We start from the raw sequence: 23,044 nt of genomic DNA, 5'->3' as shown, positions 1-23,044 counted from the left end.
AGGCAGGGAGATCAGCTCTTGAGAGCTTCGAGCTTCTGCTCGGCTTCGGCAACGAAGGCCTGCGAAGCCTTCAGCGGGGTCATGTCGCCAAAGGCGACCGCCTCGTTCGCGCGGCGGAACATGCCGCCGAGACCGCCGATGCCGGGGCGCCGCGACGGCGCCGGCTGTTCCCGCAGCATCGCAAGGTAGGCCACCAGCTTCTTCTCTTCTTCGTTGCCGGTCGCGGCGACCCTTTGGAGGCCGGCGCTCGACGCCGGGATCATGCCGCTGCCCTCGTAGTAGAGATCGACGCCTTCGGGATCGAAGTGCATGAAGCGGATGATGTCGACGCAGAGGTCCTTGTCGGTCGCCTGCGACCAGATGCCTGTCGAGTTCCCGGCATAATCGTAGTGGTGCTGCTTCATCTCCATGCCTTCGTGGCCGTTCGGCAGCATGTGCAGTGCCAGCGGATCCTCCATAAGGGTGCCGATGCCGACATAGCTGTCGGTCATCTGGATCAGCATGGCCGAGCGGCCGCGCACGATGCCCAGGGTCGCGGAATTGTCGCCGGCCTGCGCCTGGACATCCGCCGGCGGTGCGCCACCGGCTTTGCGCATGTCGTCCCAGTACTGGAACCACGTGGCCATGTCCTCGGCCGCGAAACCGAGCGTGTGCTCGGGCGTGAACATCGATTTGCCCTTAGCGCGCAGGAAGATGTCGCAGGGCACGTAGTTGCCGCCGCCGTCTTCCATGCCCCAGAAGCCACGACCGGCCGCCTTGCTGAGCGCGACCGAGGTCTCGTGCAGCTGCTCCCAGGTGAACATGTCCGGCGGCACGGCGACGCCGAGTTCCTCGAACTTGTTCGGATTGTAGAGGATCGCCGGCGCGATCGCGTCGTTCGGCATCGCATAGAGCTGGTCGTTGTAGGTGCAGGCGAAGATGCTGCCGTCTTGGTATTCCGATACGTCGAGCGGGTCGGGGATCCAGTCGGTCAGCGGCGTCAGCACGCCCCGGGCGGCGTATTCGGCCAGAAGGTCGACGTTCACGCTGAACATGTCGGGCGCGTTGCCTCCGGCGGCCTCGGTCGCCAGCTTGTCAGTGAACGACCGGAAGTTCGAGAATTCCGGGATAATCTCAACATCGGGGTTCTTGGCTTGATAGGCTTCGAGCACCTTGAGCGTCGTGGCCAGCTGCTCTTCGGATTCGACGTAGCCACTGAACCGGACTTTCGCCTTGCCCTGAGCCAGGGCGCCCTTCGAGACGACTGACAGTGCGAAGCCGCCAACGACGGCGCCCCCCGTCTTCAAGAAGCCTCTGCGCGTATGAGATGTGGTCATGATTTCCTCCCTGAGTGCGTGACCGGATCAATGGGTGGCCGGTGCGGTGCTCCGCGATTCTCGGCGGTCAGTGATGTGAGTATAGTAAAACGTTACACTAATGTCGACCGAAAATAGCAGTGGCGCGCTGAGGTGGAATAATTCTGGTTCTTTGACTTGGCTCTCGTGTCGGCCCGCTGCGCTATGTGGGAGAGTAAAATATTTATATTTAATGATATTTAAGAACTCAAAATCCACTTTGATCACACCTTCGCCGCGAGCGTGACTGTCGCTTGCCGTGCAGGAGGGAACGTAGACAGAAAGATTTTTCTGGTCTCTCTGGTGAAATGAAGGCTATTATGTGTAACGTATTACAAGCCGAGATTCGACCAACCTTCAGGGTCGGGCGAGGTTTGGCGCGACGGGAAGGACTTGTGCGAGACCCATGCGATGACAGGAATAAGAGATGTAGCGAAAATGGCCGGCGTGTCGGTCAGCACGGTGTCGAACGTCATCAACGGCCGGCACGCCAAGATGGGTGCACGTACGCTGCGCCGGGTCCAGGATGCGATTGACGCGTTGAACTACACGCCCAATGCCGTCGCCCGTCAGCTCAAGTCGGGGCACATCAAGACTCTCGGGCTGGTGGTGCCTTCTGTAGCCAACCCGTTCTGGGGCAATGCATCGCAACTGATTGAAAAGGCGGCGCTGAAGCGCGGCTATCAGGTCCTGATCTGCAATGCCGAGCGCGACCCCGAGCTGGAGGCGACCTATATGACCTCGCTCTACGGTTCGTCGATCCGCGGCACCATTCTGGGTTCGTCGCCGGTGTCCTTCGATCATTTGGCGGAACACGCCGAGAAGGGGATGCATATCGGCGCCTTCGACCGAACGACGCAGGGCGCCAAGGGCGTGGTCGCCTGCTCGGTCAGTATTGACCAGTCACTAGGCGCCCGTCTCGCCACGCGTCACCTGATCGGCCTCGGGCACAAGCGCATCGCCTTCATCTCGGGGCCGATCGGCACCTCCAGCCGGACCGCGCGCCTCGATGGCATGCGCCAAGAGATGGAGAAGGCCGGCCTGAGGATCGACGACGATCTAATCTGGCTGGCGCCCAATGCCGTGGACTTCGGCGACAGCCACGCGGCCGAACTGGGCCGCATCGGGATCCGCGAATTGCTGACGCTGGATGACCCGCCGACAGCCGTGTTCACGGTGAACGACATGTACGCCATCGGCGCCTGTTCGGGCGCGCGGGAACTGGGGTTCCGCATCCCCGAAGACCTGTCGGTTGTTGGTTTCGATGACATCATGATCGCCAAGGTCATGGAGCCGCCGCTGACGACCGTCCGGCAACCTGTCGAGCAGATGGCGGAGATGATCGTCGCCAGGCTCATCGGCATTCTCGAGGCGACGGAAGAGCTCGAAGACCCGCATGTCGTGCTGCGCCCGGAACTGATCGTGCGCAGCTCGTCCGCCGCCGCAAACCACCACGACAAACGCTGATCGGGAGCCCGCACCATGACCGCAGACAAGAACCTGACAGGCCGTCACATCCTGATCGCAGGGGCGACAAGCGGCATGGGTCGTGCCACGGCTCGCACCGCGGCCGCTGCCGGCGCAAAGCTGGTGCTTTTGGGGCGCGACGGGGACCGGCTTGACGAGATCGCCACGGAAACCCGGGACCTGGGCGCCAAAGGCGTGCTGGGCGTGCAGGCTGATGCCGCCGACGCGGAAGCATTGAACGCGGCGTTGGAGGGGCATCGCGACGTGCTGGCCGGTGTCGATTCCCTGGTGAATTCGGTGGGCGTCAATATCGTGCAGCGTTCCTTTGTCGACCTGACGGCGGAAAGCTGGTCGTCGATGGTCGACACCAATCTCAACGCGGCCTTCAACCTCGCCAAGACCATGGTTCCGTTGTTCCGTGCACGCGGCGGCGGGCTGCTGATCAACATCTCCTCCACAGCGGCACGCAAGCCCGATCCATCAGGGGCCGCCTACCAGGCGACGAAGGCAGGCGTCATGGCGATGACCCATGCGATCATGGAGGAAGAGTGGCAGAACGGCATTCGCGCCACGGTGATCCTGCCGGGCATGACCGAGACGCCCCTGCTCGAGAAACGCCCCACGCCGCCGACCGAGGAGATGCGGGCGAAGGCGCTGCAGCCCGAAGACATCGCCGAGGCCTGCATGTTCGTGATCGGCCTGCCCGAGCGGGCGCATGTCTCGGAACTGATGATCCAGCCGGCGAAACGGTGAGCGCATTCAAGGGAATACAGACATGAAAACGCATAGCCACCCGACATCCGCCCCTAAGGTCGCCGTCCTGATGCCCGAGGAGGTCCGCTCGCGGATCTTTTCGGCACAGGTCGAGGACGCGCTGAGCGCCTTTGCGCAGCCGGTTTTCGTCAGCGACGAAGACCTGGCGTCGGGGGCCTTTGCCGCGGCCTTGACGGATGTGACTGCGGTCATCACCGGATGGCTCAGCCCGAAGCTGTCGCAGGTGGTCGCGCCGCGCGGAGAGGTCGCCTTCGTCTCGCATGCCGCCGGGTCGGTGAAGTTACTGGACGTGGAGACCGCACTTGTCGACGGCCACATCCGGGTCAGCCACGCGGCGCCGCAGATTGCCCTGGCCGTGGCCGAATTTACCCTGACGCAGATCCTTGCCCACCTGCGCCTGCAGGGCCAGCAGGATGCCGGGTTGCGTGGCACGCTGGGCTGGGCAGAGATGCGGAAGGACCTCCTCGGCCAGCTTCTGGCGGAGCAGACCGTCGGGCTGGTCGGGCTGGGCTATGTCGGTCGGCTCGTGCTGGACCGGCTGCGCCCGTTCGGCTGCAAGGTGGCGGTCTACGATCCCTTCATCAGCGCCGAAGAGGCCGACCGGCTGAGCGTGACGCTGATGGAGCTTGACGCGCTGTTCGCCGGTTGCGCCGTGGTCAGCCTGCACGCCGCGAACCTGCCCGCCACCACAGGCATGATCAAGGGCCGCTACTTGCAGGCGATGGCCGACGGCAGTCTGCTGGTCAACACCGCCCGCGCCGGGCTGCTGGAGCCGGGTGCGCTGGTCGCGGAACTGCAGGGGGGCCGGATTTTCGCCGCCATCGACACCTTCGACATCGAACCGCTGCCGGACGACGATCCGCTGCGGCGGATGCCCAACGTCTATCTGTCGCCGCATTGCGCCGGCCATACCCGCGAAAGCTATCTCCGTCAGGGGTTGTCCGCGGTCGAAGAGGTGCGTCGCTACTTTGCCGGCGAACCGCTGCAACAGGAAATCCGCCGCGAAAAGGCGGCCGCGCTCGCGTGACGCGGCAGCCTCGGGCAACACCACAGGGAGGGGGAATGACATGGCCTCAGTAGAAATCACCGGGCTCAAGAAGAACTTCGGCGCGGTCGAAGTGATCCACGGCGTCGACCTGCAGATCGAGGACGGCGAATTCGTGGCGCTGGTCGGCCCGTCGGGCTGTGGCAAGTCGACCCTGTTGCGCATCATTTCGGGACTCGAACCTGCCTCGGGCGGCGAGATCCGGATCGACGGCACCGTGGTCAATCACCTCAACCCGCGCGAACGCAATATCGCGATGGTGTTCCAGAACTACGCGCTTTACCCGCATATGAGCGTGGCGAAGAACATGGGCTTCAACCTGAAGCTTTCGGGGATGAAGCGTGGCGAGATCGACGAAAAGGTCAAGGAGGTCGCCGGCCTGCTCGAGCTGGACAAGCTGCTCGACCGTAAGCCCGGGCAGCTCTCAGGCGGCCAGCGCCAGCGCGTCGCCATGGGTCGCGCCATTGTGCGCGATCCGGCGGCCTTTCTGTTCGACGAGCCCCTGTCGAACCTCGATGCCAAGCTGCGGGTGCAGATGCGCTCCGAGATCAAGACCCTGCACCAGCGGGTCAAGACCACGTCGATCTATGTCACCCACGACCAGATCGAGGCGATGACGCTGGCCGACCGCGTGGTGATCCTCAACGGCGGCAGTATCGAGCAGGCGGGGCGGCCGATCGACCTCTACGAAAAGCCCGACAACCTGTTTGTCGCGGCCTTCATCGGCACCCCGTCGATGAACCTGATCGACGCCAGCATCGTGAAGACCGACACCGGTCTGGCGGCGGAGCTGTCGGGGGGGCAGATGGTGCCTGTCACCAGCAACCATCCGCACATCCGCGAGCACGAAGAGGTCATCGTCGGGATGCGGCCCGATCACTTTGCGATGGGGGGCGGCGGGGTGCCCCTGTCGGGCTCCGCGACCCTGGTCGAGCCCACGGGCGCGCAGACTCACATCACCTTCGACCTTGGTGACAAGCCGGCTACGGCGGTGCTTGATGGCGGCGTCGACGTGGCCGTCGGGCAGCCGCTGACGGTGTCGATCGATCCCCTGAAGGTGCATTTTTTCGACAGGACAACCGGGCGCCGCGTGTAGCGCGGGCGCGCCCGGACAAGACGGCGCGGCACGGGTCGCGCGGACAGAAATGCGATGCGGCGGCCGCTGACTGCGGGCGCCGCATTACAAGGAGCAAGAGAGAGATGACGAAAGTATTGATATTCGGAACCGGGTTCGCCGGGCAGGGCCACGCCGAGGCCTTTCGCGCCGCCGGGGCCGAGGTGGTGGGCATCGTCGGCCGCACGCCGCATGTTGTGAAAGAGGTCGCCGAGACGATGGGCATCCCCTATTCCGGCACTGACTGGCAGCAGGCGCTGGACGACTGCAAACCCGACGTCGTCTCGATCGCCACGCCGGGCGGGGCGCATTACGCGCCGATCAAGCAGGCCATCGCCGCCGGCTGCCACGTGTTCTGCGACAAGCCGATGACCCATAGCGCCGAGACCGCGGTCGAACTGTGCCAGCTGGCCGAGGAAAAGGGCGTCAAGACCGCCTATGCCGCGAGCTTCCGCTATGCGCCGAGCGTGCTTCATGCGAAACGGCTGGTGGCCGAGGGCGCCATCGGTGAGCCGACCGAGATCGAATGCATGTCGCACTTCAACCTGGAGCGCGAGATCCCGTTCGGCTGGTCTCATCGCAGGGAAGATGGTGGCGGACGGCTGAACAACAACTTCACGCATACGCTGTCGATTGCGGCTTCGGTGGTGGGCGACAGAATCCTTCGCGTGATCGGCGAGGTGCGCGACGATCTGGGCCGCGCGCCGATTGTCGACGGGGTGCACAACTTCGCCACGCGGCGCGATTTCATTCCCAAGGACCTTGAAGATCCCTCGCTGAAATGGGGCGAAAGCAACGTCGAATGGTCCTATACCGTGCTGGCGCAGCTCGAGAGCCCCTTTGCCGGCAAACCGGTCTCGGTGCTCTTCAAGCATGGCGGGCTGGTGCCGCGCTTCCTTGAAGATCACATTGTCTTCTACGGCACCCGGGGCGCGATCTACATCAAGGGCCACTACGGCAGCGGCGCGCTCTATATCCACGAGGGGAAGGAGTGGCACGAGCAGGCCCTGCCCGATGACATTGCCGTCACCATCCCCGACGTGACGGGCGAAACCGAACAGTGCTGGCATTACCTTGCCCGCGAATTCATCAAGGACATCAAGGACATCAAGGACATCAAGGGCGAGAGCGTCGACCCCTATCCGACTTTCCGCGAGGGTAGCCAGTATCAGCAGATCATCGAGATTGTGCGCCGCAATGACAATTGGACGGATGTGACCGGCTTGGCATGAGGCCACCAGCGACGAAAGCCAAGATTGCCGACGCCCCACTCCGTGTCGAGACATTGCCGGGCTGGACCCAGCGCGGTTCGACGCGCTGAGCGGGCTGGATGTGTCACAGCGGCAGGCCTTTCCACGGGGAATCTTCTGCGAAGTCCAGAGCGGATTGGCAAATGACCCCGCGCGAGTTTGTCGACTCGTTCCAAGGATTGGGACTATTTCAGCGGTCTGTCAGAACTTGCCAAAGAATTGCGCTTGCAGCGAATGTCGGCAAAGCGGTCTGCGACCTCAGCATCGCAAACGGGCATCGACTGTCTCATTTGGGCCGGTTTGGTCGCTCTGCCTGTCGGCCGATCGGGATGGCGTTCTGATCATCGATGAGACCGGATTTCTTAAGAAAGGCACCCATTCGGTCGGTGTCGCGCGGCAATATTCCGGCACGGCGAGGCGGATCGAGAACTGTCAGGTCGGGGTCTTTGCCGCCTATGCAGCCGCTGGGGCCAGGCGCTGATCGACCGGCAACTCTATCTGCCGAAATCCTGGGCCGGCGATCCGGCGCGCCGCGATAGCGCGCAGGTGCCTGATGAGGTGGCCTTTGCCACCAAGCCTGCGATGGCCTGCGAGATGATCGCGCGCCTGCTGGACGAGGGCACGCCTTGCGCCTTCGTGCTCGCCGACGCGAGTTGACCAGCACCAGCAATGCGTCCGCGGCCTCGTCGTTGAGACCGTCAAGCGCATGGGAGGCCAGCAATTGGTCGGCTACCCAATCGCGCGAGAAGGCGGGGCGCGTGACAAGCGGATCGACTGTGTTGTCGAAGCGGAGCCTGGCGAAGGGATATTCAAGATCGCCGTGGCCCTTCAACTCGCACCACGTTCGGAAAATCTGCGACCGGTGACCGAAGTCCTTGTTCGCTGTTTCCGCGCGGGTCTCGCCGTCCTCGATGCGTTGCGCCCACCAGGCGCGGAACGCGAGAGCGTCCTCTCGGGTAATCCGGTCGATACCTGCCCTCGCGCGTTTCGGTACCGCCTTCTCGAAGTTGACCACGGCGCGGTCGCGCGGCAGACGCCACAGATGACGTTGCCGATCGGACTTTCGCATGTGCTTTGTTTTTGTCAGTGCCACGAATTCTTCGAACACGGTGCGAAGAGGCGGCAAGGCAACATCGACACCGCCAAGAAGCGCCTCTGTCACCGCCGGCGCTGTGGGCTCGGCGACCGTCCCCGCTGCCGCCATCAGCCGCGGCAGGTTCTCTTGGAAAGACCGGCGCAAAAGCACCTCGGCGGGCACATATTCGAAACCTTGGCTCTCCGCGATGCGCTTGGCGGCGGCAAATTTCTCGTGCGCCAGCGCCTCCTCGCCCAACTCCAACAAGTGCCACTCCGAACGTTTTAACTCTTCCAATTCGAAGGCCCTGCGCTTCGCGACGCTGAGATCGGCCGTCCGCCGCGCCTGTTGCACCTGCCGTACGGACTGTCCGCCCTTTCCGAGGACTTTCCCAATGAGGTGCTTTGGAACGTTCAGAACGAAGTAATACCGCCCCCGATCCAGCGTCAATCCTATGGGAGCCCCTCCGTCGCCAAACCCCGCGTTATGTGGGAATTCATGCGGGAATCTATGCGGGATGCGCCGTTTTCGATCGGTGAACGCAGAGCGCGCACCTTGAAATCTTTGAGTTTTTTGCAATCCAATCGCCCATGTGGGCAAAATGATGGCGGAGAGACAGGGATTCGAACCCTGGGTCCCCGTGAAGGGACAACGGTTTTCGAGACCGCCCCGTTCGACCACTCCGGCACCTCTCCGCGGGGGTCTGGGGGCTGCGTTTAATCCGACTTTTGGCCGGGTGCAAGCGGCAAACCGAACTTTTTCACCGCAATTTTCGCCGGCGGTTTTTTCGGCGGTGACCGGCATGTGAAGCCTTTGCCCCTTTGCCCGGCTTGGAAACCGGGCGGCCAGAGGTTAGATTCGCGCAAAGCCACTCATCGGAGCCTCCTTATGCTGCATCGCTTCCTGCCTCTTGCCACCGCTGCGGCGCTGACCCTGGCCACGCCGGTCTGGGCCCAGGCGACGCGGGCCACCGACGCGCTGCTCGACCAGCTCGGTCTGCCGGAAACGGTGGCGGTGATGCGCCAGGAGGGGCTCGATTACGGCGAAGAGCTGGCCGACGAGATGCTGCCCGGCGGCGGCGGCCGCAGCTGGAGCGAGGTGGTGGCCCGGATCTACGACGTCGAGCGGATGGAGGAGACCGTGCGCCGCGGCTTTGCCTCGGCCTGGAAAGAAGAGGACATGCCGCTCGAGGCGATTGCCGGTTTCTTTGCCTCGGCGGAAGGACAGCAGGTGATCCGCCTCGAGATCTCGGCGCGCGAGGCGATGATCGATCCCGGGGTCGAAGAGGCCGCGCGCGATGCCTATCGCGACAGCCTCGACGCGGGCGCCGGCGATCCGCGGCTGCAATTGATCGCCGATTTCATCGAGGCCAACGACCTGATCGATGCCAATGTGGTCGGTGCGATGAATTCGAGCTATGAATTCTATGCCGGGCTGGTCGATGGCGGCGCCTTCGAGATGAGCGAAGAGGAGATCCTCGGCGTGGTCTGGGACAGCGAGGCCGACAACCGCAGCGACACCCGCGAATGGCTGTTCTCTTACATGATGCTGGCCTATCGGCCCCTGGAAGAGGCGGCGCTGCGCGACTATGTCGACCTTGCGTCGAGCGCGCAGGGCAGGGCGCTCAACCGCGCGCTGTTTGCCGGCTACGACCGGATGTATGCCGAGATCTCCTATGCGCTGGGCCTGGCACTGGCGCGGCAGATGACCGCGCAGGAGCTGTAGGGCGGCCCGCGCCGCAGGATTGCCGGGCGCCAAGGTGGGAAATCGCTTGACACGCGGGGCCATCCTCTGAATAACGCCCACACCCCGCCGGGCCCAGGCCTCGCGGGGTTTGATATTCATGACGCTCCGGAAGGGGCGCGCTGTTCGCGGCGGCAGATGTGAAAGACAGACGCCACCAACGCCGGGCACCCGGGGCCACAGAACGCGGAAACAAAGGAAGACGAGAATGTTCGCAGTCCTCAAGACGGGCGGCAAGCAATACAAGGTTTCCTCGGGCGATACGCTTCGCGTCGAGAAACTGGCTGCTGATGCCGGCGAAAAGGTTCAATTCAACGACGTGCTGATGCTGGGCGGGGACACCACCGTGCTGGGCAGCCCGCTGGTCAGCGGTGCCGCCGTGCAGGCCGAAGTGATCGACCAGATCAAGGGTGACAAGGTCATCCACTTCGTCAAGCGCCGTCGCAAGCACAGCTCCAAGCGCACCAAGGGCCACCGTCAGCAACTGACGCTGATCCGCGTGACCGACATTCTGGCCGAAGGCGCCGACAAGTCGGGCGTCAAGGCCGCGATCGGCGCGGGCTCCGTCACCGGTGCGCCGGCTGCCGCAGCGCCCAAGGCCGAAAAAGCCGCCCCTAAGGCAGAGGCTCCGAAAGCCGACGCCGCTGCCGGCGACGATCTGACCAAGATCACCGGTGTGGGCCCCGCGGCCGCGAAAAAGTTGAACGATGCCGGGATCACCAGCTTCGCCCAGCTCGCAGAGGTTGACGTTGACAGCTTCGATGCCGTCAAGATCAAGCCGGAATGGACGCAACAGGCCAAAGAACTGGCCGGGAAATAAGGAGAGTACCCCATGGCACATAAAAAAGCAGGCGGCTCCTCCCGCAACGGTCGCGACTCTGCCGGACGCCGGCTGGGCGTGAAACTCTACGGTGGCCAGCGCGCCATCCCGGGTAACATCATCGTGCGTCAGCGCGGCAACAAGTGGTGGCCGGGTGAAGGCGTTGGCGAAGGCAAGGATCACACCATCTTTGCCACCGTCGAAGGCCAGGTCACCTTCCGCAAGGGCTTCAAGGGCCGCACCTTCATTTCCGTGCTGCCGGCCGCGGAGGCCGCCGAATAAGCCGACCTAAAGGTTTGCATGACAAACAACGGGGATCGGCGAAAGCCGGTCCCCGTTTCGTTTTGCTACCGGCAGGGCGCGGCGCCTGCGGCGATTTGGTGTTTCTGAATTGACGGCTTTTCGGATAGAAATACCAGATGAAGATCGACAAGTGGTCAGTGTTCCATTCGGCAGATGCCGCACCCGGGAGGAGGGTGGACCCCTTGCATGATCAACCGCCAATCGCCATGTCTCTGCCATGTTTTCGGAGTAATCTGAACGGGTTCTACTGCGGGCGGCTTGCCTCGCACCTGTCCGGACCGCGCTGAAGTAATCCCTTTTGGGCCTGACATCCGCCAATTTGGGCGCCTGTCACCGGCCCGATCCCGAGACTGCCGTTTTTGAGGAGGAACTGCATGACCGCCCAGCAATACCTGGTTGCCCAACCCCTGATCGAAACCGAGCGCGTGGATTTGCGCCCGCTGCGCCGGTCCGACATGGGGCTGATCGAAATGCATGCCTCCGATGAGCGGGTGGCCCGCATGACGACCTCGATCCCGCATCCGCTGCCGCCCGGGGTGACCGAAGCCTTTGTCACCCGCGCCATGGCGGCCGAGCGGGACGAGGATGTCTGGGCAATGGACGGCACGCGGCTGGACGGGCCGGAACTGATGGGGCTGATCTCGCTGGAGCGGATGGACCGCAACCAATCGGAAGTGGGCTATTGGGTGGCGCCGGCCTTCTGGAACACCGGCCTGGCCTCCGACGCGGTGCGCGCGCTGGTCGAGGCCAACCCGATGGACCATGACACGATGTTCGCCTCGGTGTTCCAGGACAACCCGGCCTCGGCCAAGGTTCTGACCAACTGCGGCTTTGACTACATCGGCGACGCCGAGAGCTATTCGGTGGCGCGCGGCAGCCAGGTGCCGACCTGGACCTATCTGCGCAAGCTCAGGTAGGGCTTGGGGGGCTGCCTCCCGTCCTCACGGGGGCTGTCTCCCCCGAGGGCATTTGAAAACAGAAGAAGCAGGGGATGCGCCAAGGCTTGAGGCCGGGGCGCATTTTCTTTATCGCCGGTGCAGCAATCAATGAGGCCCACGCCATGAAATTTCTCGATCTTGCCAAGGTCTATATCCGTTCCGGCGCCGGGGGCGGCGGCGCGGTGTCGTTCCGGCGCGAGAAGTACATCGAATACGGCGGGCCCGACGGCGGCGACGGCGGCAAGGGCGGATCGGTGATCATCGAGGCGGTCGAGGGGCTGAACACGCTGATCGACTTCCGCTATCAGCAGCACTTCTTTGCCAAGAACGGCCAGCCCGGCATGGGCAAGCAGCGCACCGGCAAGGATGGCGACGACATCATCCTGCGGGTTCCCGTCGGCACCGAGGTGCTGGACGAGGACGAAGAGACGCTGGTGGCCGAGCTGATGGCGGTGGGCGAGCAGGTGGTGCTGGCGAAGGGCGGCAACGGCGGCTTTGGCAACCTGCATTTCAAGACCGCCACCAACCAGGCGCCGCGCCGCGCCAATCCCGGCCAGCCGGGGGTGGAACGCACGATCTGGCTGCGGCTCAAGCTGATCGCCGACGCCGGGCTTCTGGGCCTGCCCAATGCCGGCAAATCGACCTTCCTGGCCGCCACCTCGAACGCCCGGCCGAAGATCGCCGATTACCCGTTCACCACGCTGCATCCCAATCTCGGGGTTGTCGGGGTCGATGGCGCCGAGTTTGTCGTCGCCGACATTCCCGGGCTGATCGAAGGCGCGCATGAGGGGAGGGGCATCGGCGACCGCTTTCTGGGCCATGTGGAACGCTGTTCGGTGCTGCTGCATCTGATTGATGGCACCTCCGAGACCGTGGCCGAGGATTACCGGACCATCATCACCGAGCTCGAGGCCTATGGCGGCCATCTGGCCGACAAGCCGCGGGTGACCGTGCTCAACAAGATCGATGCGCTGGATGACGAAGAGCGCGCCGAGGCCAAGGCCGCGCTCGAGGCCGAGGTCGGCGGGCCGGTGAGGCTGATGTCGGGTGTCGCACGCGACGGGGTGACCGAGGTGCTGCGCGCGCTGCGCGCCGAGATTTCCGAGGACAATCTGCGGCAGAAGGCGCAGGACGAGGAGCCCGAGACGTGGCAACCCTGAGCGACGCCCGCCGCATTGTCATCAAGATCGGCTCGGCGCTTCTGGTGGACAGGCGGACCGGCGCGCTCAAGGCCGATTGGCTGCGCGCCCTGGCCGAGGACGTGGCCTGGCTCAAGACCCGCGCCGAGGTGATCCTTGTCTCTTCCGGCTCGATCGCCCTGGGCCGCGGGGCGCTGGGGCTGGGGCTGTCCGAACTGGCGCTGGAGCAGAGCCAGGCCGCAGCCGCGGTCGGGCAGATCCGCCTGGCGCGCGCCTACGAGGAGGCGCTGGCGCCGCATGGGCTGACCACCGCACAGGTGCTGGTGACGCTGGAAGACAGCAGCGACCGACGGCGGTACCTCAATTCGCGCGCGACGCTGGAAACGCTGATTTCGCTCGGCGCGGTGCCGATCGTGAACGAGAACGACACCGTGGCAACGGATGAAATCCGCTATGGCGACAACGACCGGATGGCGGCACAGGTCGCCGCCACCGTGGGCGCCGACGTGCTGGTGCTGCTGTCGGATGTCGACGGCTTCTACAGCGCCAATCCGGCGGTCGATCCGCGGGCCCGGCGCTATGACGTGATCGACCAGATCACCCCCGAGATCGAGGCCATGGCCGGCGATGCCGGCTCGGGCCTGTCCAAGGGCGGCATGAAGACCAAGCTGATGGCGGCCAAGACCGCGACGGCGGCGGGCTGTGCCATGGTGATCACCCATGGCGAGGCGCTGCGGCCGCTCAAGGCGCTGGAAGAGGGCGCCAATGCCACCTGGTTCACCGCCCATATCGATCCGCAGGCGGCGCGCAAACGCTGGATCGCGGCGATGAAACCGCGCGGCGAGGTCACGCTCGACGCCGGCGCGGTGCGGGCGCTGCGCGCGGGCCGCAGCCTGCTGCCGGCCGGTGTTTCCGGCGTCAGCGGCACCTATGGCCGGGGCCAGCCGGTGGCAATTCTCGACGGGGCGGGCCATGTGCTGGGGCAGGGGCTGACGCGCTACACCGCGGCCGAGACCCGCACCATCAAGGGGCACCGCTCGGACGAGATCGAGGCGCTGCTGGGCTATCCGGGCCGCGCGGTGTTGATCCACCGCGATGACATGGCGCTGTGATCCGCACTTCTTCTGTTTGAAAATACCGCCGCCGGAGGCATAAAGTCTCTGGACCAAGGCCGAGAAAAGGCACCCGACATGAAAGACCTCGCAGATATCCCCGCCCTGATGGCCGACATCGGCGCCCGCGCCAAGGCGGCCAGCGCCGAACTGGCCTATGCCCCGGCCGAGGCCAAGCAGGCCGCACTGACCGCCGCGGCCGACGAGGTCTGGGCCGCCCGCGACGCGATCATCGCCGCCAACGAAAAGGACATGGAATTTGGCCGCGAAAAGGGGCTGAGCCCGGCAATGCTGGACCGGCTGAAGCTCGACGCGGCCCGCATCGGCAGCATTGTCGAAGGGCTGCGCGCGGTGGCCGAACAGGCGGATCCGGTGGGCGCGGTGCTCGAGGAATGGGACCGGCCGTCGGGGCTGCACATCCGCCGGGTGCGCACGCCGCTGGGCGTGGTGGGGGTGATCTACGAAAGCCGGCCCAATGTGACCGCCGATGCCGGCGCGCTCTGCCTCAAGGCCGGCAACGCGGTGATCCTGCGCGGCGGCTCCGAGAGTTTTCATTCCTCGGGCGCGATCCATGCGGCGATGGTTGCCGGCGTCACCTCTGCCGGGCTGCCGGCGGATGCGATCCAGCTGGTGCCCACGCGCGACCGGGCGGCGGTGAGCGAAATGCTGACGATGACCGATTTTATCGACGTCATCGTGCCGCGCGGCGGCAAGGGGCTGGTCGGGCTGGTGCAGCGCGAGGCGCGGGTGCCGGTCTTTGCCCATCTCGAGGGCATCGTGCATGTCTATCTCGACAAGGCGGCCGATCCGGTCAAGGCGCTCGACGTGGTGCTCAATGCCAAGACCCGGCGCACCGGCATCTGCGGCGCCGCCGAATGTCTGCTGATCCACCGCGAGATTGTCGACACCATCGGCCAGGGGGTGATCCGCGCGCTGATCGATGCCGGGGTCGAGGTGCGGGCCGATGCCACGCTGCGGAAGATCGCCGGCACGGTGGCGGCGGAAGAGGCGGATTGGGGCAAGGAATACCTCGATTCGATCCTGGCGGCGCGGGTGGTCGAGGATCTCGACGCGGCGATTGCCCATATCCGGCAGTTCAGCTCGTCGCATACCGAATGCATCCTCACCGAGGACGATGCCGCCGCCGAGCGCTTTTTCCAGCGGGTCGACAGCGCTATCCTGATGCGCAACGCCTCGACCCAGTTCGCCGATGGCGGCGAGTTCGGCATGGGGGCCGAGATCGGCATTGCCACCGGCAAGATGCACGCCCGGGGCCCGGTCGGCGCGGCGCAGCTCACCAGCTTCAAATATCTGGTCGACGGCAACGGCACCACCCGGCCATAAGCGCGCCGAAAGAGGGGCGTCAGACCGTCAGGGTGAGCCGCCCCTTGGCCTCTTCCACCGCCGGGCGGCGGCCGAGTTCGCGTGCGAGCAGCGGCAGCAGGACGAATTGCACGTGGTTCGGCGCCACCACCGGCTCTTCGCTTTCCGGCACCGGCGCGACGGCGATCCGCTCCATCTGCTGCCATTGGGCCGGGTCGGGGGCGATCCGGTCCGACAGGCCGGTGACCGACCAATGGCCGGGCTGGTATTCGATGCAGATCTCGCCGCCGCGCGGCAAGGCGGCCTCGACACATTGCAGCGCCAGCAGCGCAAGCTGCACCTCGCGCCGGGGCAAATCGCCGCCGGGGGCCCAGTCGTAGGACACCCGTCCCGCCGCGCCAAGGGTCTGAAGCACGGCCACAACCTCGTTGCGCGAGACCATCGCTTTGTCGGTCGCCGCGCCAAAGGCGATGCGAAAGAACCGGATGCGCGCGCTGGCGTAGTCGCAGCTCTCGGTCACCAGTGCCAGCTCCGGCCCGCCGTTGCTGGCGCCGCCCAGAGACATCAGCTCGAGCCCGTTGGCGATGGCGCCCACCGGCGAGATCAGGTCATGGCAGATGCGCGAGGCTATCAGGGAGGCGAGCTTTGCCGTATAGGAGGTCATCAATCTACTCCGGAGGTGCCACGGATGACCGACATGAACGCCTTGCTCGAACCGGGAAATCTGGTGCGCCACCCGGAGCGCCCGGATTGGGGCGTAGGGCAGGTGCAATCGAATATCGCAGGCAGGATCACAGTGAATTTCCGTGAAGCGGGTAAAGTTGTCATAGATGGCAACAGGATCGCTCTGGAACCTGTCTTCGAGACCTAGGCTACGCGGCCCGGGGTTAACGCCCTGTTAAACACGGTGCGGCAGGGCGGCGCAATCCGGGGCCACACGTTGTCTTTGCGCGGCGACGGCACTATGACACGCGCGACGGCCAAGCGAAGCGGGATATCCATGCGCACACCGGAGTTTTCTGTCAGGCTTGCGGACACAGAGGCCGAGATTCGCGCCGCGCAGGCCCTGCGCTATCAGGTCTTTGTCGAGGAACTGGGCGGCGGCGGCGCGCTGGTGGATCATGCGACCGGCCTCGAGAAGGACCGCTTCGACCCCTATTTCGATCACCTGTTGCTCTATGACCGGGCCCGCGACACGGCGCCGGTGGTGGGGGTCTACCGGGTGCTGCGCGACGATCAGGCGGCGGCGATCGGGCAGTTCTATTCCGACGAGGAATACGACCTCGCGCCGCTGCGCGCCTCGGGCCGGCGGCTGATGGAGCTGGGCCGCTCCTGCCTGCACCCGGACTATCGCGGCGGGGCGGCGATGTTTCACCTCTGGCAGGCGCTCGCCGATTACGTCGAGCGGCACGGCATCGAGGTGCTGTTCGGCGTGGCGAGTTTTCACGGCACCGATGCCGCGGCTCTGGCGCAGCCGCTGTCCTCGCTCTATCACAACCACCTGGCGCCGGAAGAGCTTCGGGTGCGGGCGCGGCCGGCGCAATATCAGCGCATGGACCTCTTGCCGCGCGACCGGATCGACCGCAAGCAGGCGATGTTGCAGACGCCGGCGCTGATCAAGGCCTATCTGCGGCTGGGCGGCACTGTCGGCGAGGGCGCCTGGATCGACCATGAGTTCAACACCACCGATGTCTGTCTGGTGATGGACACCGCCCGGATGAACAGCCGTCAGCGCCAGCTTTATGCCGGCTCGGGGGCGCGGCGATGACCCCGACCTGGACCGACGAGACGCCGGCGCCGCCGCTGGGCCGGCCACACGGCCTGCGCGACTGGCTGCGGGTGCTGCGGCGCGGGGTGCCGATCCTCGTGCTGCTGGGGCTCGGCCTGGCGCTGCTGTTGCTGGTGCGGCTGGTGGAATGGCCGCTTTTCGGGGCACGCCGCCCGGTCACGCCCTATATCACCGTGGTGGTCTGTCGCGGCGTGCTGCGGCTCCTGGGGCTTGCCACGCGATTGCAGGGCGCGCCGATGCGCCACCATGGCGCCTTTGTCGCCAACCATGCCTCCTGGCTGGATATCTTCGTGCTGAACGCGGCGCGGGATGTCTATTTCGTCTCCAAGGCCGAGGTGGCGGGCTGGCCCGGTATCGGCCTGCTGGCGCGGGCCACCGGCACGGTCTTTATCGCCCGCGACCGGCGCGAGGCGCGGGCACAGACCGAGCTGTTCCGCACGCGGCTGATGGGCCGGCACCACCTGTTGTTTTTTCCCGAGGGCACCTCGACGGATTCGCGCCGCGTGCTGCCGTTCAAGCCGACGTTGTTTGCCGCCTGTTTCGACCCGGCACTGCGCGATGCGCTGCATGTCCAGCCGGTGACCCTGGTCTATCACGCGCCCGCCGGCACCGACCCGCGATTTTATGGCTGGTGGGGCGAGATGGGATTTGGTGCGCATATGCTGGCGATGCTGGTGGCACGGCGGCACGGCTCGGCGGAGGTGATCTTTCACCCGCCGCTGAAGGTCGCGGATTTTGCCGATCGCAAGGCGCTGGCCAGGACGCTCGAAGAAACGGTGCGCGCGGCGCATCACTCGGCGCTGCGGGGATAGCGACGCTTCGGGATTTCGCCACGCCTGCGCGTGTCGACGGGGGGCCGGGGCTGCGCCCCGGCGGGACCGGAGGAGGGGGCCAGTTCTGCAAAAAGGCGGGCTTTGCCCGCGGGGGCGAGACAGGGGGGCTTTGCCCCCCGGGCCTTCGGCCTCCCCCCAGGATTTTTTTGGCCAGAAGAAGGACTGGCGCGCGCTTTTTCGCGGCCTTCGGGGCTGTCAGCCGCCCATGGCCGCCAGGCAGGCGCGGGCGCGGGCGACGGGATCCTCGGCCGACCAGAGCTCTTCGCCGAGGCCGAAGAAATCGGTCACCGGCGAGAGCGCGCGGATCAGGCTCTCGTCGAGCGCGCCTTCGGCGACCACCGGCAGTTCGATCATCTGCGACCACCAGTCGAAGAGATCGCGCTCGGCCAGGTCGCCATCGCCGAGACCGGCGGCGCCCACCGGGCCGAAACAGACGTAATCCGCGCCGGCCTCGCCGCCCGACATGCCGTCGTGGCGCGAGCTGCCGGCATGCAGCCCGACAATGGCATCCTCGCCCAGCGTCTTGCGCGCGGCACGGACGCCGTGGGCCTCCTTGAGGTGGACGCCATCGAGGCCCAGCCGTTCGGCCAGCAGCACGTGGGATTCGATCACCATGGCAATGTCGCGGCGGTGGGTGATCTCGCGCAGCATATCGGCGGCACGGGCGATCCGGTCTTCGTCGTGGCTGGCCATGGCGAGCCGCAGGCAGGCCACGGGCACGGCATCGAGGACCCGTTCCAACTCCTTGCCGAAGCTTGACAATTCAAAGCTGGCTGGAGTGATGAGGTAGATTTGCGGGTGCTCGATATCGGCCATTTCGGGCTCCATTCAGGTGGCTGCGCTCCCTATAGCGGCAAATTTCGGCCATGGCCATCACTGGCGAGACCCCCGGTCATTTCGGCGGCAGGGCATCGACGAAGTCGAGCGCCAGCGCCATCAGCCCCTGGCGGGTGGTGTCGCGGTCGAGGTCATCCTCGTAGAGTTCGATCATGCCGCCCATCGGCCGGCCTGTGAAGGCCATCGGGTGCGCGCCCTCGAGCGCCAGGGCGCGATCGGCATTGTCCTTGCCCACGCGGTACATCAGCCCGTCCCTGTGCACGCCGCAGAGCATGTTGCCGTTGAGCATGAAGCAGAGCCCGCCGAACATCTTGCGTTCGGACAGTTCCACCACGCGGGGGCCAAGCGCCTCGCCCATGTCCTCGCGCAGCAGGGTTTCATGTCCGGGATCATAGGCCATTGTCGGAACTCCGCGAAGGCGGGCGGCGGGGGCGCCGTCAGGGTGCAGTTTATCGGCCAGGATGCAGCAGGGGAATTGCGCTTTTGCCGGCGGCGCCGTAACAGGGCGGCCATGAGTGAGAGCAACAGATACCGCCCGCAGCCCGCCATGGTGCTTGTCCGCCCCCAGATGGGCGAAAACATCGGTGGCGCCGCGCGGGCGATGTGGAATTTCGGGCTGGAGCGGATGCGCGTCGTGGCGCCGCGCGATGGCTGGCCCAACCAGAAGGCGGTGGCGATGGCCTCGGGCGCCGGGCGGCTGCTGGACGAGGCCGGGCATTTCGCCACGACCGCCGAGGCGGTGGGCGATTGTTCCTTTGTCTTTGCCACCACCGCGCGGCAGCGCGGGCTGACCAAGCCGGTGGTGAGCCCGGAACGCGCGATGCAGATGGCCGCCGAAAAGATCGCCGGTGGCGAAAAGGTGGCGGTGCTGTTCGGGCCGGAGCGCGCCGGGCTGGAAAACGACGATATCGCGCTGGCCAATGCAATCATCTCGGTGCCGGTGAACCCCGAGTTCGCCTCGCTCAACCTGGCGCAATGTGTGTTGTTGACCGCCTATGAATGGCGCCGCGCCGGCGCGGAAATCACCCATGAGACCGTGGAGATGGCCAAGACTGACTGGGCCAGCGGCATCGAGATGGAGAAACTGGCCGCGCATTACGAGGAGCGGCTGGAGGAGGCCGGTTTCTTCTTTCCGCCGACCAAGGCCGAGGGGATGAAGATCAACCTGCGCAATCTCTGGAGCCGGATGCGGCTGACCCGCGCCGATGTACAGATGCTGCACGGGGTGATGCGGCAGATGGTGCGCTGGAAAGAGACCGCCGAACGCAGCCCGCGCGACTGAAGGCGACCGCCGCGCCCTGCGGCAAAGGGTGGCGCTTGAAGCCCCTCGGGGCGCGCACTACTGTCCGCGCAAACGGAGAGGCCCATGGCAGAGAAACGCAAATTGTTCGAAGAGGTGGGCGAGGCCAAACGCCCCGAGACCCCGGCCCGGACCGGCATGATCGACCGCGGCCGGCGCGGCGCGCGTGGCGCGATCCGGGTCTGGCTGATGATGCTGTTCGCGCTGGTGGTGGCGATGATCCTGGTCGGCGGTTTGACCCGGCTGACCGACAGCGGGTTGTCGATCACCGAGTGGAAGCCGGTGACCGGGGCGCTGCCGCCGATGTCCGAAGCCGACTGGACCGCCGAATTCGAGAAATATCAGGCGATCCCGGAATACGAGCTGCAAAACCAGGGCATGACGCTTTCGGAATTCAAGGTGATCTACTGGTGGGAATGGGGCCACCGGCAGCTGGGCCGCTTTGTCGGGCTGGTCTGGGCGCTGGGCTTTGCGGGCTTCCTGATGCTGCGGAAAATCCCACCGGGCTGGACCGGGCGGCTGCTGATCCCCGGGCTCCTCGGCGGGGTGCAGGGTGCCGTCGGCTGGTGGATGGTCTCCTCCGGGCTGACCGGCACCATGCTCGACGTGGCGAGCTATCGTCTGGCGACGCATCTGGGGCTGGCCTTCGTGATCCTCGGGGTGCTGTCATGGTATATTTTCCTGCTCGGCTGCGAGGAACGCGAGCTGATGCAATGCCGCCGCAACCGCGAGGCGAAGCTGTTCTCGATGGGCACCGGGCTGACGCATTTCGCCTTCTTGCAGATCCTGATCGGCGCGCTGGTGGCCGGCATCGACGCGGGGCGCAATTATACCGATTGGCCGCTGATGGCGGGCGGGTTCTTTCCGCCGTTCCCCTTCGAGATCGAGCCGCTCTGGCGCAACTTCTTCGAGAACGATGGGCTGGTGCAGTTCATGCACCGGATGGCGGGCTATCTGCTGGCGATCTTCGGCGTGGTGGTCTGGCTTCGGGCGCGCAGATCGCCCCATGGCAAGACCCGTTTCGCCTTTAACGCGGTGCTGGCGATGATGGCGCTTCAGGTGGTGCTAGGCGTCGTCACCGTGCTCTATTCGGCGCAGCTGCATATCGCGATCACCCATCAACTTGGCGCGGTGGTGCTCTGGGTGCTGATCCTGCGGGCCCGGTTCATTGCGGGATATCCCACCGCCGACAGCATTCGGGGGTCGGTGCGATGAGCGCTTATGACGAGCTGATGGCGTTCCAGCGCCAGACCGAGGCACTGGCCCAGGTTGCCGGCCGGTTGGGCTGGGATCAGGAGACGATGATGCCGCCGGGCGCCGCCGAACAACGCGGCGAAGAGCTGGGCGCGATGGAAGAAATGCTGCATGCGCGGCGCACCGCGCCAGAGGTCGGCCAATGGCTGGCGGCGGTCGAGGATGCGACACTGGATGCGGTGGGCCGGGCGCAGATGCGCCACATCCGGCGCAATTACGAACGCGCGGTGCGGGTGCCGGCGGCGCTGGCGGCGCGGATCGCCCGCACCACGTCGGTGGCCTATGGCAAATGGGCGCGGGCGCGGGCCGACGAGGATTTCGCCGCCTTCGCCCCGGTGCTGTCGGAAATCGTGGCGTTGCGCCGCGAAGAGGCGGCGCATATCGCCGGCGCGGGGGATGCCTATGACGCGCTGCTCCAGGGCTATGAGCCGGGGGCGACGGGGGCCGAGGTGGCATCGCTGTTCGATGATCTGCGCCCCGGTCTGGTGGCGCTGCGCGCGGCGGTGCTGGACCGGCCGGCACCCGATCCGGTCTCGGGCAGCTTTGATCCGGCGGCGCAGATGGTGCTGTCACGTCGCCTGGCCGAGGTCTTTGGCTATGATTTCGATCGCGGGCGGATCGACAAGGCGGTGCATCCCTTCAGTTCGGGCAGCGGCGCCGATGTGCGGATCACCACCCGCACCGCGGCCGACGATCCGTTCAACTGCGCCTATTCCACCATCCACGAGGTCGGCCATGCCTGTTACGAACAGGGCATCGATGCGGGCTATGCGCTGAGCCCGCTGGGGCAGGGCGTGTCGCTCGGGGTGCATGAAAGCCAGAGTCGCATCTACGAAAACCAGTTGGGCCGCTCGCGCGCCTTCTGCCACTGGCTTTATGGCCAGATGCGGGATGCCTTTGGCGATCTGGGGGTTACCGGCGAAGAGGCGTTTTACAAGGCCGTCAACCGCGTTCAGCGCGGGTTTATCCGCACCGAGGCGGACGAGGTGCAGTACAACCTTCACATTATGCTGCGCTTTGACCTCGAACGCGACATGGCGCGGGGCAAGCTCGATGTGGCCGATCTCGAAGAGGCGTGGAACGCGCGTTTTGCCGAGGATTTCGGCTATTCGGTCGACAAGCCGTCGAACGGCGTGTTGCAGGATGTGCATTGGGCCGCCGGGCTGCTGGGCTATTTCCCGACCTATGCCCTGGGCAATGTCTATGCCGGCTGTCTCTATCTCGCGTTGCAGGACGATGTCGCCGACCTCGACGGGCAATTGGCGCGGGGCGATCTTTCGGGGGCCACCGGCTGGCTGCATGCCAATGTGCAGCGGTTCGGCGGGCTTTACGAGCCGCGTGCGGTGATCGAGCAGGCCTGTGGATTCGCCCCCTCGGAGGCGCCGCTGCTGGGCTATCTTGAGCAGAAGTTCGCCGATCTCTACGATCTCTGAAAAACCCCGCCAATCAGGCACCTGGCCCGCCTGACAGGCCGCTTTTGCCGCTCGGGAGCCGGTTGCGCCGATGGGTGCGGCGGCCGGGCGGGCTGGTGCGGGCCCGGATCATCAGACCGATAGCGCAAAGGCCGGAAACGGTGTAATCTTGTCCGACAGGC

23 protein-coding genes, 1 tRNA gene and 1 pseudogene are annotated in these 23,044 nt (G+C 65.5%); 20 read left to right on the top strand and 5 right to left on the bottom strand.

Features of this window, described 5'->3' with window-relative positions; all coding sequences use genetic code 11:
* Nucleotides 1-11: 11 nt before the first annotated feature.
* Nucleotides 12-1,316 carry an ABC transporter substrate-binding protein gene (locus AC0J5K_RS09345; RefSeq protein ID WP_274564231.1) on the bottom strand — a complete coding sequence of 435 codons (1,305 nt, stop codon included), beginning with the start codon at nucleotides 1,314-1,316 and terminating at the stop codon, nucleotides 12-14.
* A gap of 456 nt (nucleotides 1,317-1,772) precedes the next feature.
* Here AC0J5K_RS09345 and AC0J5K_RS09340 point away from each other — a divergent pair, with 456 nt between their 5' ends.
* From AC0J5K_RS09340 to AC0J5K_RS09310, 7 genes and pseudogenes are all read left to right on the top strand, one after another.
* Nucleotides 1,773-2,801: a LacI family DNA-binding transcriptional regulator gene (locus AC0J5K_RS09340; protein WP_473009698.1), complete on the top strand. Its 1,029-nt coding sequence runs from the start codon at nucleotides 1,773-1,775 to the stop codon at nucleotides 2,799-2,801.
* 15 nt (nucleotides 2,802-2,816) lie between these two features.
* The gene (locus tag AC0J5K_RS09335; RefSeq protein WP_274564235.1) at nucleotides 2,817-3,554 is read left to right on the top strand and encodes an SDR family oxidoreductase; all 738 of its coding nucleotides are present in this window, start codon (nucleotides 2,817-2,819) and stop codon (nucleotides 3,552-3,554) included.
* A 70-nt stretch (nucleotides 3,555-3,624) separates the two neighbouring features.
* Nucleotides 3,625-4,602: a hydroxyacid dehydrogenase gene (locus AC0J5K_RS09330; RefSeq protein WP_274564237.1), complete on the top strand. Its 978-nt coding sequence runs from the start codon at nucleotides 3,625-3,627 to the stop codon at nucleotides 4,600-4,602.
* Between the two features lie 40 nt (nucleotides 4,603-4,642).
* Entirely contained in the window at nucleotides 4,643-5,716 is a 1,074-nt protein-coding gene (locus AC0J5K_RS09325; RefSeq protein ID WP_274564239.1) for an ABC transporter ATP-binding protein, read from the top strand.
* A 104-nt stretch (nucleotides 5,717-5,820) separates the two neighbouring features.
* Nucleotides 5,821-6,966, top strand: coding sequence for a Gfo/Idh/MocA family protein (locus tag AC0J5K_RS09320; protein ID WP_274564240.1), 1,146 nt, complete (start codon nucleotides 5,821-5,823; stop codon nucleotides 6,964-6,966).
* 346 nt (nucleotides 6,967-7,312) lie between these two features.
* Nucleotides 7,313-7,632 (top strand): annotated as a pseudogene (locus AC0J5K_RS09315) (IS701 family transposase); the annotation flags it as partial.
* A gap of 73 nt (nucleotides 7,633-7,705) precedes the next feature.
* Nucleotides 7,706-8,347 carry a hypothetical protein gene (locus AC0J5K_RS09310; protein WP_346842744.1) on the top strand — a complete coding sequence of 214 codons (642 nt, stop codon included), beginning with the start codon at nucleotides 7,706-7,708 and terminating at the stop codon, nucleotides 8,345-8,347.
* Nucleotides 8,348-8,664: 317 nt separating this feature from the next.
* Here AC0J5K_RS09310 and AC0J5K_RS09305 read toward each other — a convergent pair.
* Nucleotides 8,665-8,754: transfer RNA gene (locus AC0J5K_RS09305), tRNA-Ser, on the bottom strand.
* Nucleotides 8,755-8,947: 193 nt separating this feature from the next.
* On the opposite strand from AC0J5K_RS09305, the gene AC0J5K_RS09300 reads away from it, so the two are divergent.
* From AC0J5K_RS09300 to AC0J5K_RS09270, 7 genes are all read left to right on the top strand, one after another.
* Nucleotides 8,948-9,784, top strand: a complete 837-nt coding sequence (locus AC0J5K_RS09300) for a DUF2059 domain-containing protein (protein WP_274565413.1) — start codon at nucleotides 8,948-8,950, stop codon at nucleotides 9,782-9,784.
* 226 nt (nucleotides 9,785-10,010) lie between these two features.
* The gene (locus AC0J5K_RS09295) at nucleotides 10,011-10,622 is read left to right on the top strand and encodes a 50S ribosomal protein L21 (RefSeq protein WP_048531452.1); all 612 of its coding nucleotides are present in this window, start codon (nucleotides 10,011-10,013) and stop codon (nucleotides 10,620-10,622) included.
* A 12-nt stretch (nucleotides 10,623-10,634) separates the two neighbouring features.
* Nucleotides 10,635-10,904: a 50S ribosomal protein L27 gene (gene rpmA, locus AC0J5K_RS09290; RefSeq protein WP_074835527.1), complete on the top strand. Its 270-nt coding sequence runs from the start codon at nucleotides 10,635-10,637 to the stop codon at nucleotides 10,902-10,904.
* Nucleotides 10,905-11,299: 395 nt separating this feature from the next.
* Nucleotides 11,300-11,842: a GNAT family N-acetyltransferase gene (locus AC0J5K_RS09285; protein WP_074835529.1), complete on the top strand. Its 543-nt coding sequence runs from the start codon at nucleotides 11,300-11,302 to the stop codon at nucleotides 11,840-11,842.
* Between the two features lie 143 nt (nucleotides 11,843-11,985).
* Nucleotides 11,986-13,023, top strand: a complete 1,038-nt coding sequence (gene obgE, locus AC0J5K_RS09280) for a GTPase ObgE (RefSeq protein ID WP_274565414.1) — start codon at nucleotides 11,986-11,988, stop codon at nucleotides 13,021-13,023.
* Nucleotides 13,011-14,114: a glutamate 5-kinase gene (proB, locus tag AC0J5K_RS09275; protein ID WP_074835530.1), complete on the top strand. Its 1,104-nt coding sequence runs from the start codon at nucleotides 13,011-13,013 to the stop codon at nucleotides 14,112-14,114. Before obgE ends, proB begins: the two co-directional genes overlap by 13 nt.
* A 78-nt stretch (nucleotides 14,115-14,192) precedes the next feature.
* Entirely contained in the window at nucleotides 14,193-15,458 is a 1,266-nt protein-coding gene (locus AC0J5K_RS09270) for a glutamate-5-semialdehyde dehydrogenase (RefSeq protein ID WP_074835532.1), read from the top strand.
* A gap of 19 nt (nucleotides 15,459-15,477) precedes the next feature.
* On the opposite strand, the gene AC0J5K_RS09265 is transcribed toward AC0J5K_RS09270, so the two are convergent.
* Entirely contained in the window at nucleotides 15,478-16,101 is a 624-nt protein-coding gene (locus tag AC0J5K_RS09265; protein ID WP_074835533.1) for a histidine phosphotransferase family protein, read from the bottom strand.
* Between the two features lie 24 nt (nucleotides 16,102-16,125).
* Between AC0J5K_RS09265 and AC0J5K_RS09260 the strand changes: the two genes are divergently transcribed.
* The 3 genes from AC0J5K_RS09260 to olsA all read left to right on the top strand — a co-directional run bounded on the left by AC0J5K_RS09260 (nucleotide 16,126) and on the right by olsA (nucleotide 18,038).
* Entirely contained in the window at nucleotides 16,126-16,308 is a 183-nt protein-coding gene (locus tag AC0J5K_RS09260; RefSeq protein WP_048531461.1) for a DUF3553 domain-containing protein, read from the top strand.
* Nucleotides 16,309-16,437: 129 nt separating this feature from the next.
* Nucleotides 16,438-17,205, top strand: a complete 768-nt coding sequence (gene olsB, locus AC0J5K_RS09255; RefSeq protein ID WP_074835535.1) for an L-ornithine N(alpha)-acyltransferase — start codon at nucleotides 16,438-16,440, stop codon at nucleotides 17,203-17,205.
* Nucleotides 17,202-18,038 carry a lyso-ornithine lipid O-acyltransferase gene (gene olsA, locus AC0J5K_RS09250; protein ID WP_274565415.1) on the top strand — a complete coding sequence of 279 codons (837 nt, stop codon included), beginning with the start codon at nucleotides 17,202-17,204 and terminating at the stop codon, nucleotides 18,036-18,038. The genes olsB and olsA overlap by 4 nt, the downstream gene beginning before the upstream one ends.
* 216 nt (nucleotides 18,039-18,254) lie before the next feature.
* On the opposite strand, the gene AC0J5K_RS09245 is transcribed toward olsA, so the two are convergent.
* Nucleotides 18,255-18,875 carry a thiamine phosphate synthase gene (locus AC0J5K_RS09245; protein WP_274565416.1) on the bottom strand — a complete coding sequence of 207 codons (621 nt, stop codon included), beginning with the start codon at nucleotides 18,873-18,875 and terminating at the stop codon, nucleotides 18,255-18,257.
* Nucleotides 18,876-18,951: 76 nt separating this feature from the next.
* Entirely contained in the window at nucleotides 18,952-19,296 is a 345-nt protein-coding gene (locus AC0J5K_RS09240) for a TfoX/Sxy family protein (protein WP_074835538.1), read from the bottom strand.
* A 111-nt stretch (nucleotides 19,297-19,407) separates the two neighbouring features.
* On the opposite strand from AC0J5K_RS09240, the gene AC0J5K_RS09235 reads away from it, so the two are divergent.
* The 3 genes from AC0J5K_RS09235 to AC0J5K_RS09225 all read left to right on the top strand — a co-directional run bounded on the left by AC0J5K_RS09235 (nucleotide 19,408) and on the right by AC0J5K_RS09225 (nucleotide 22,883).
* Nucleotides 19,408-20,178: an RNA methyltransferase gene (locus AC0J5K_RS09235; RefSeq protein ID WP_074835540.1), complete on the top strand. Its 771-nt coding sequence runs from the start codon at nucleotides 19,408-19,410 to the stop codon at nucleotides 20,176-20,178.
* An 84-nt stretch (nucleotides 20,179-20,262) separates the two neighbouring features.
* Nucleotides 20,263-21,411 carry a heme A synthase gene (gene ctaA, locus AC0J5K_RS09230; RefSeq protein WP_074835541.1) on the top strand — a complete coding sequence of 383 codons (1,149 nt, stop codon included), beginning with the start codon at nucleotides 20,263-20,265 and terminating at the stop codon, nucleotides 21,409-21,411.
* A complete protein-coding gene (locus tag AC0J5K_RS09225) occupies nucleotides 21,408-22,883 on the top strand; it encodes a carboxypeptidase M32 (RefSeq protein WP_274565417.1) in 1,476 nt (491 codons plus the stop codon). Before ctaA ends, AC0J5K_RS09225 begins: the two co-directional genes overlap by 4 nt.
* The last annotated feature ends 161 nt before the right edge of the window (nucleotides 22,884-23,044 follow it).

The organism is Marinovum sp. E3 (genome assembly GCF_055755275.1).
The sequence above is the reverse complement of the archived record's forward strand: the minus strand, read 5'-3'. Positions and strand labels throughout refer to the sequence as shown.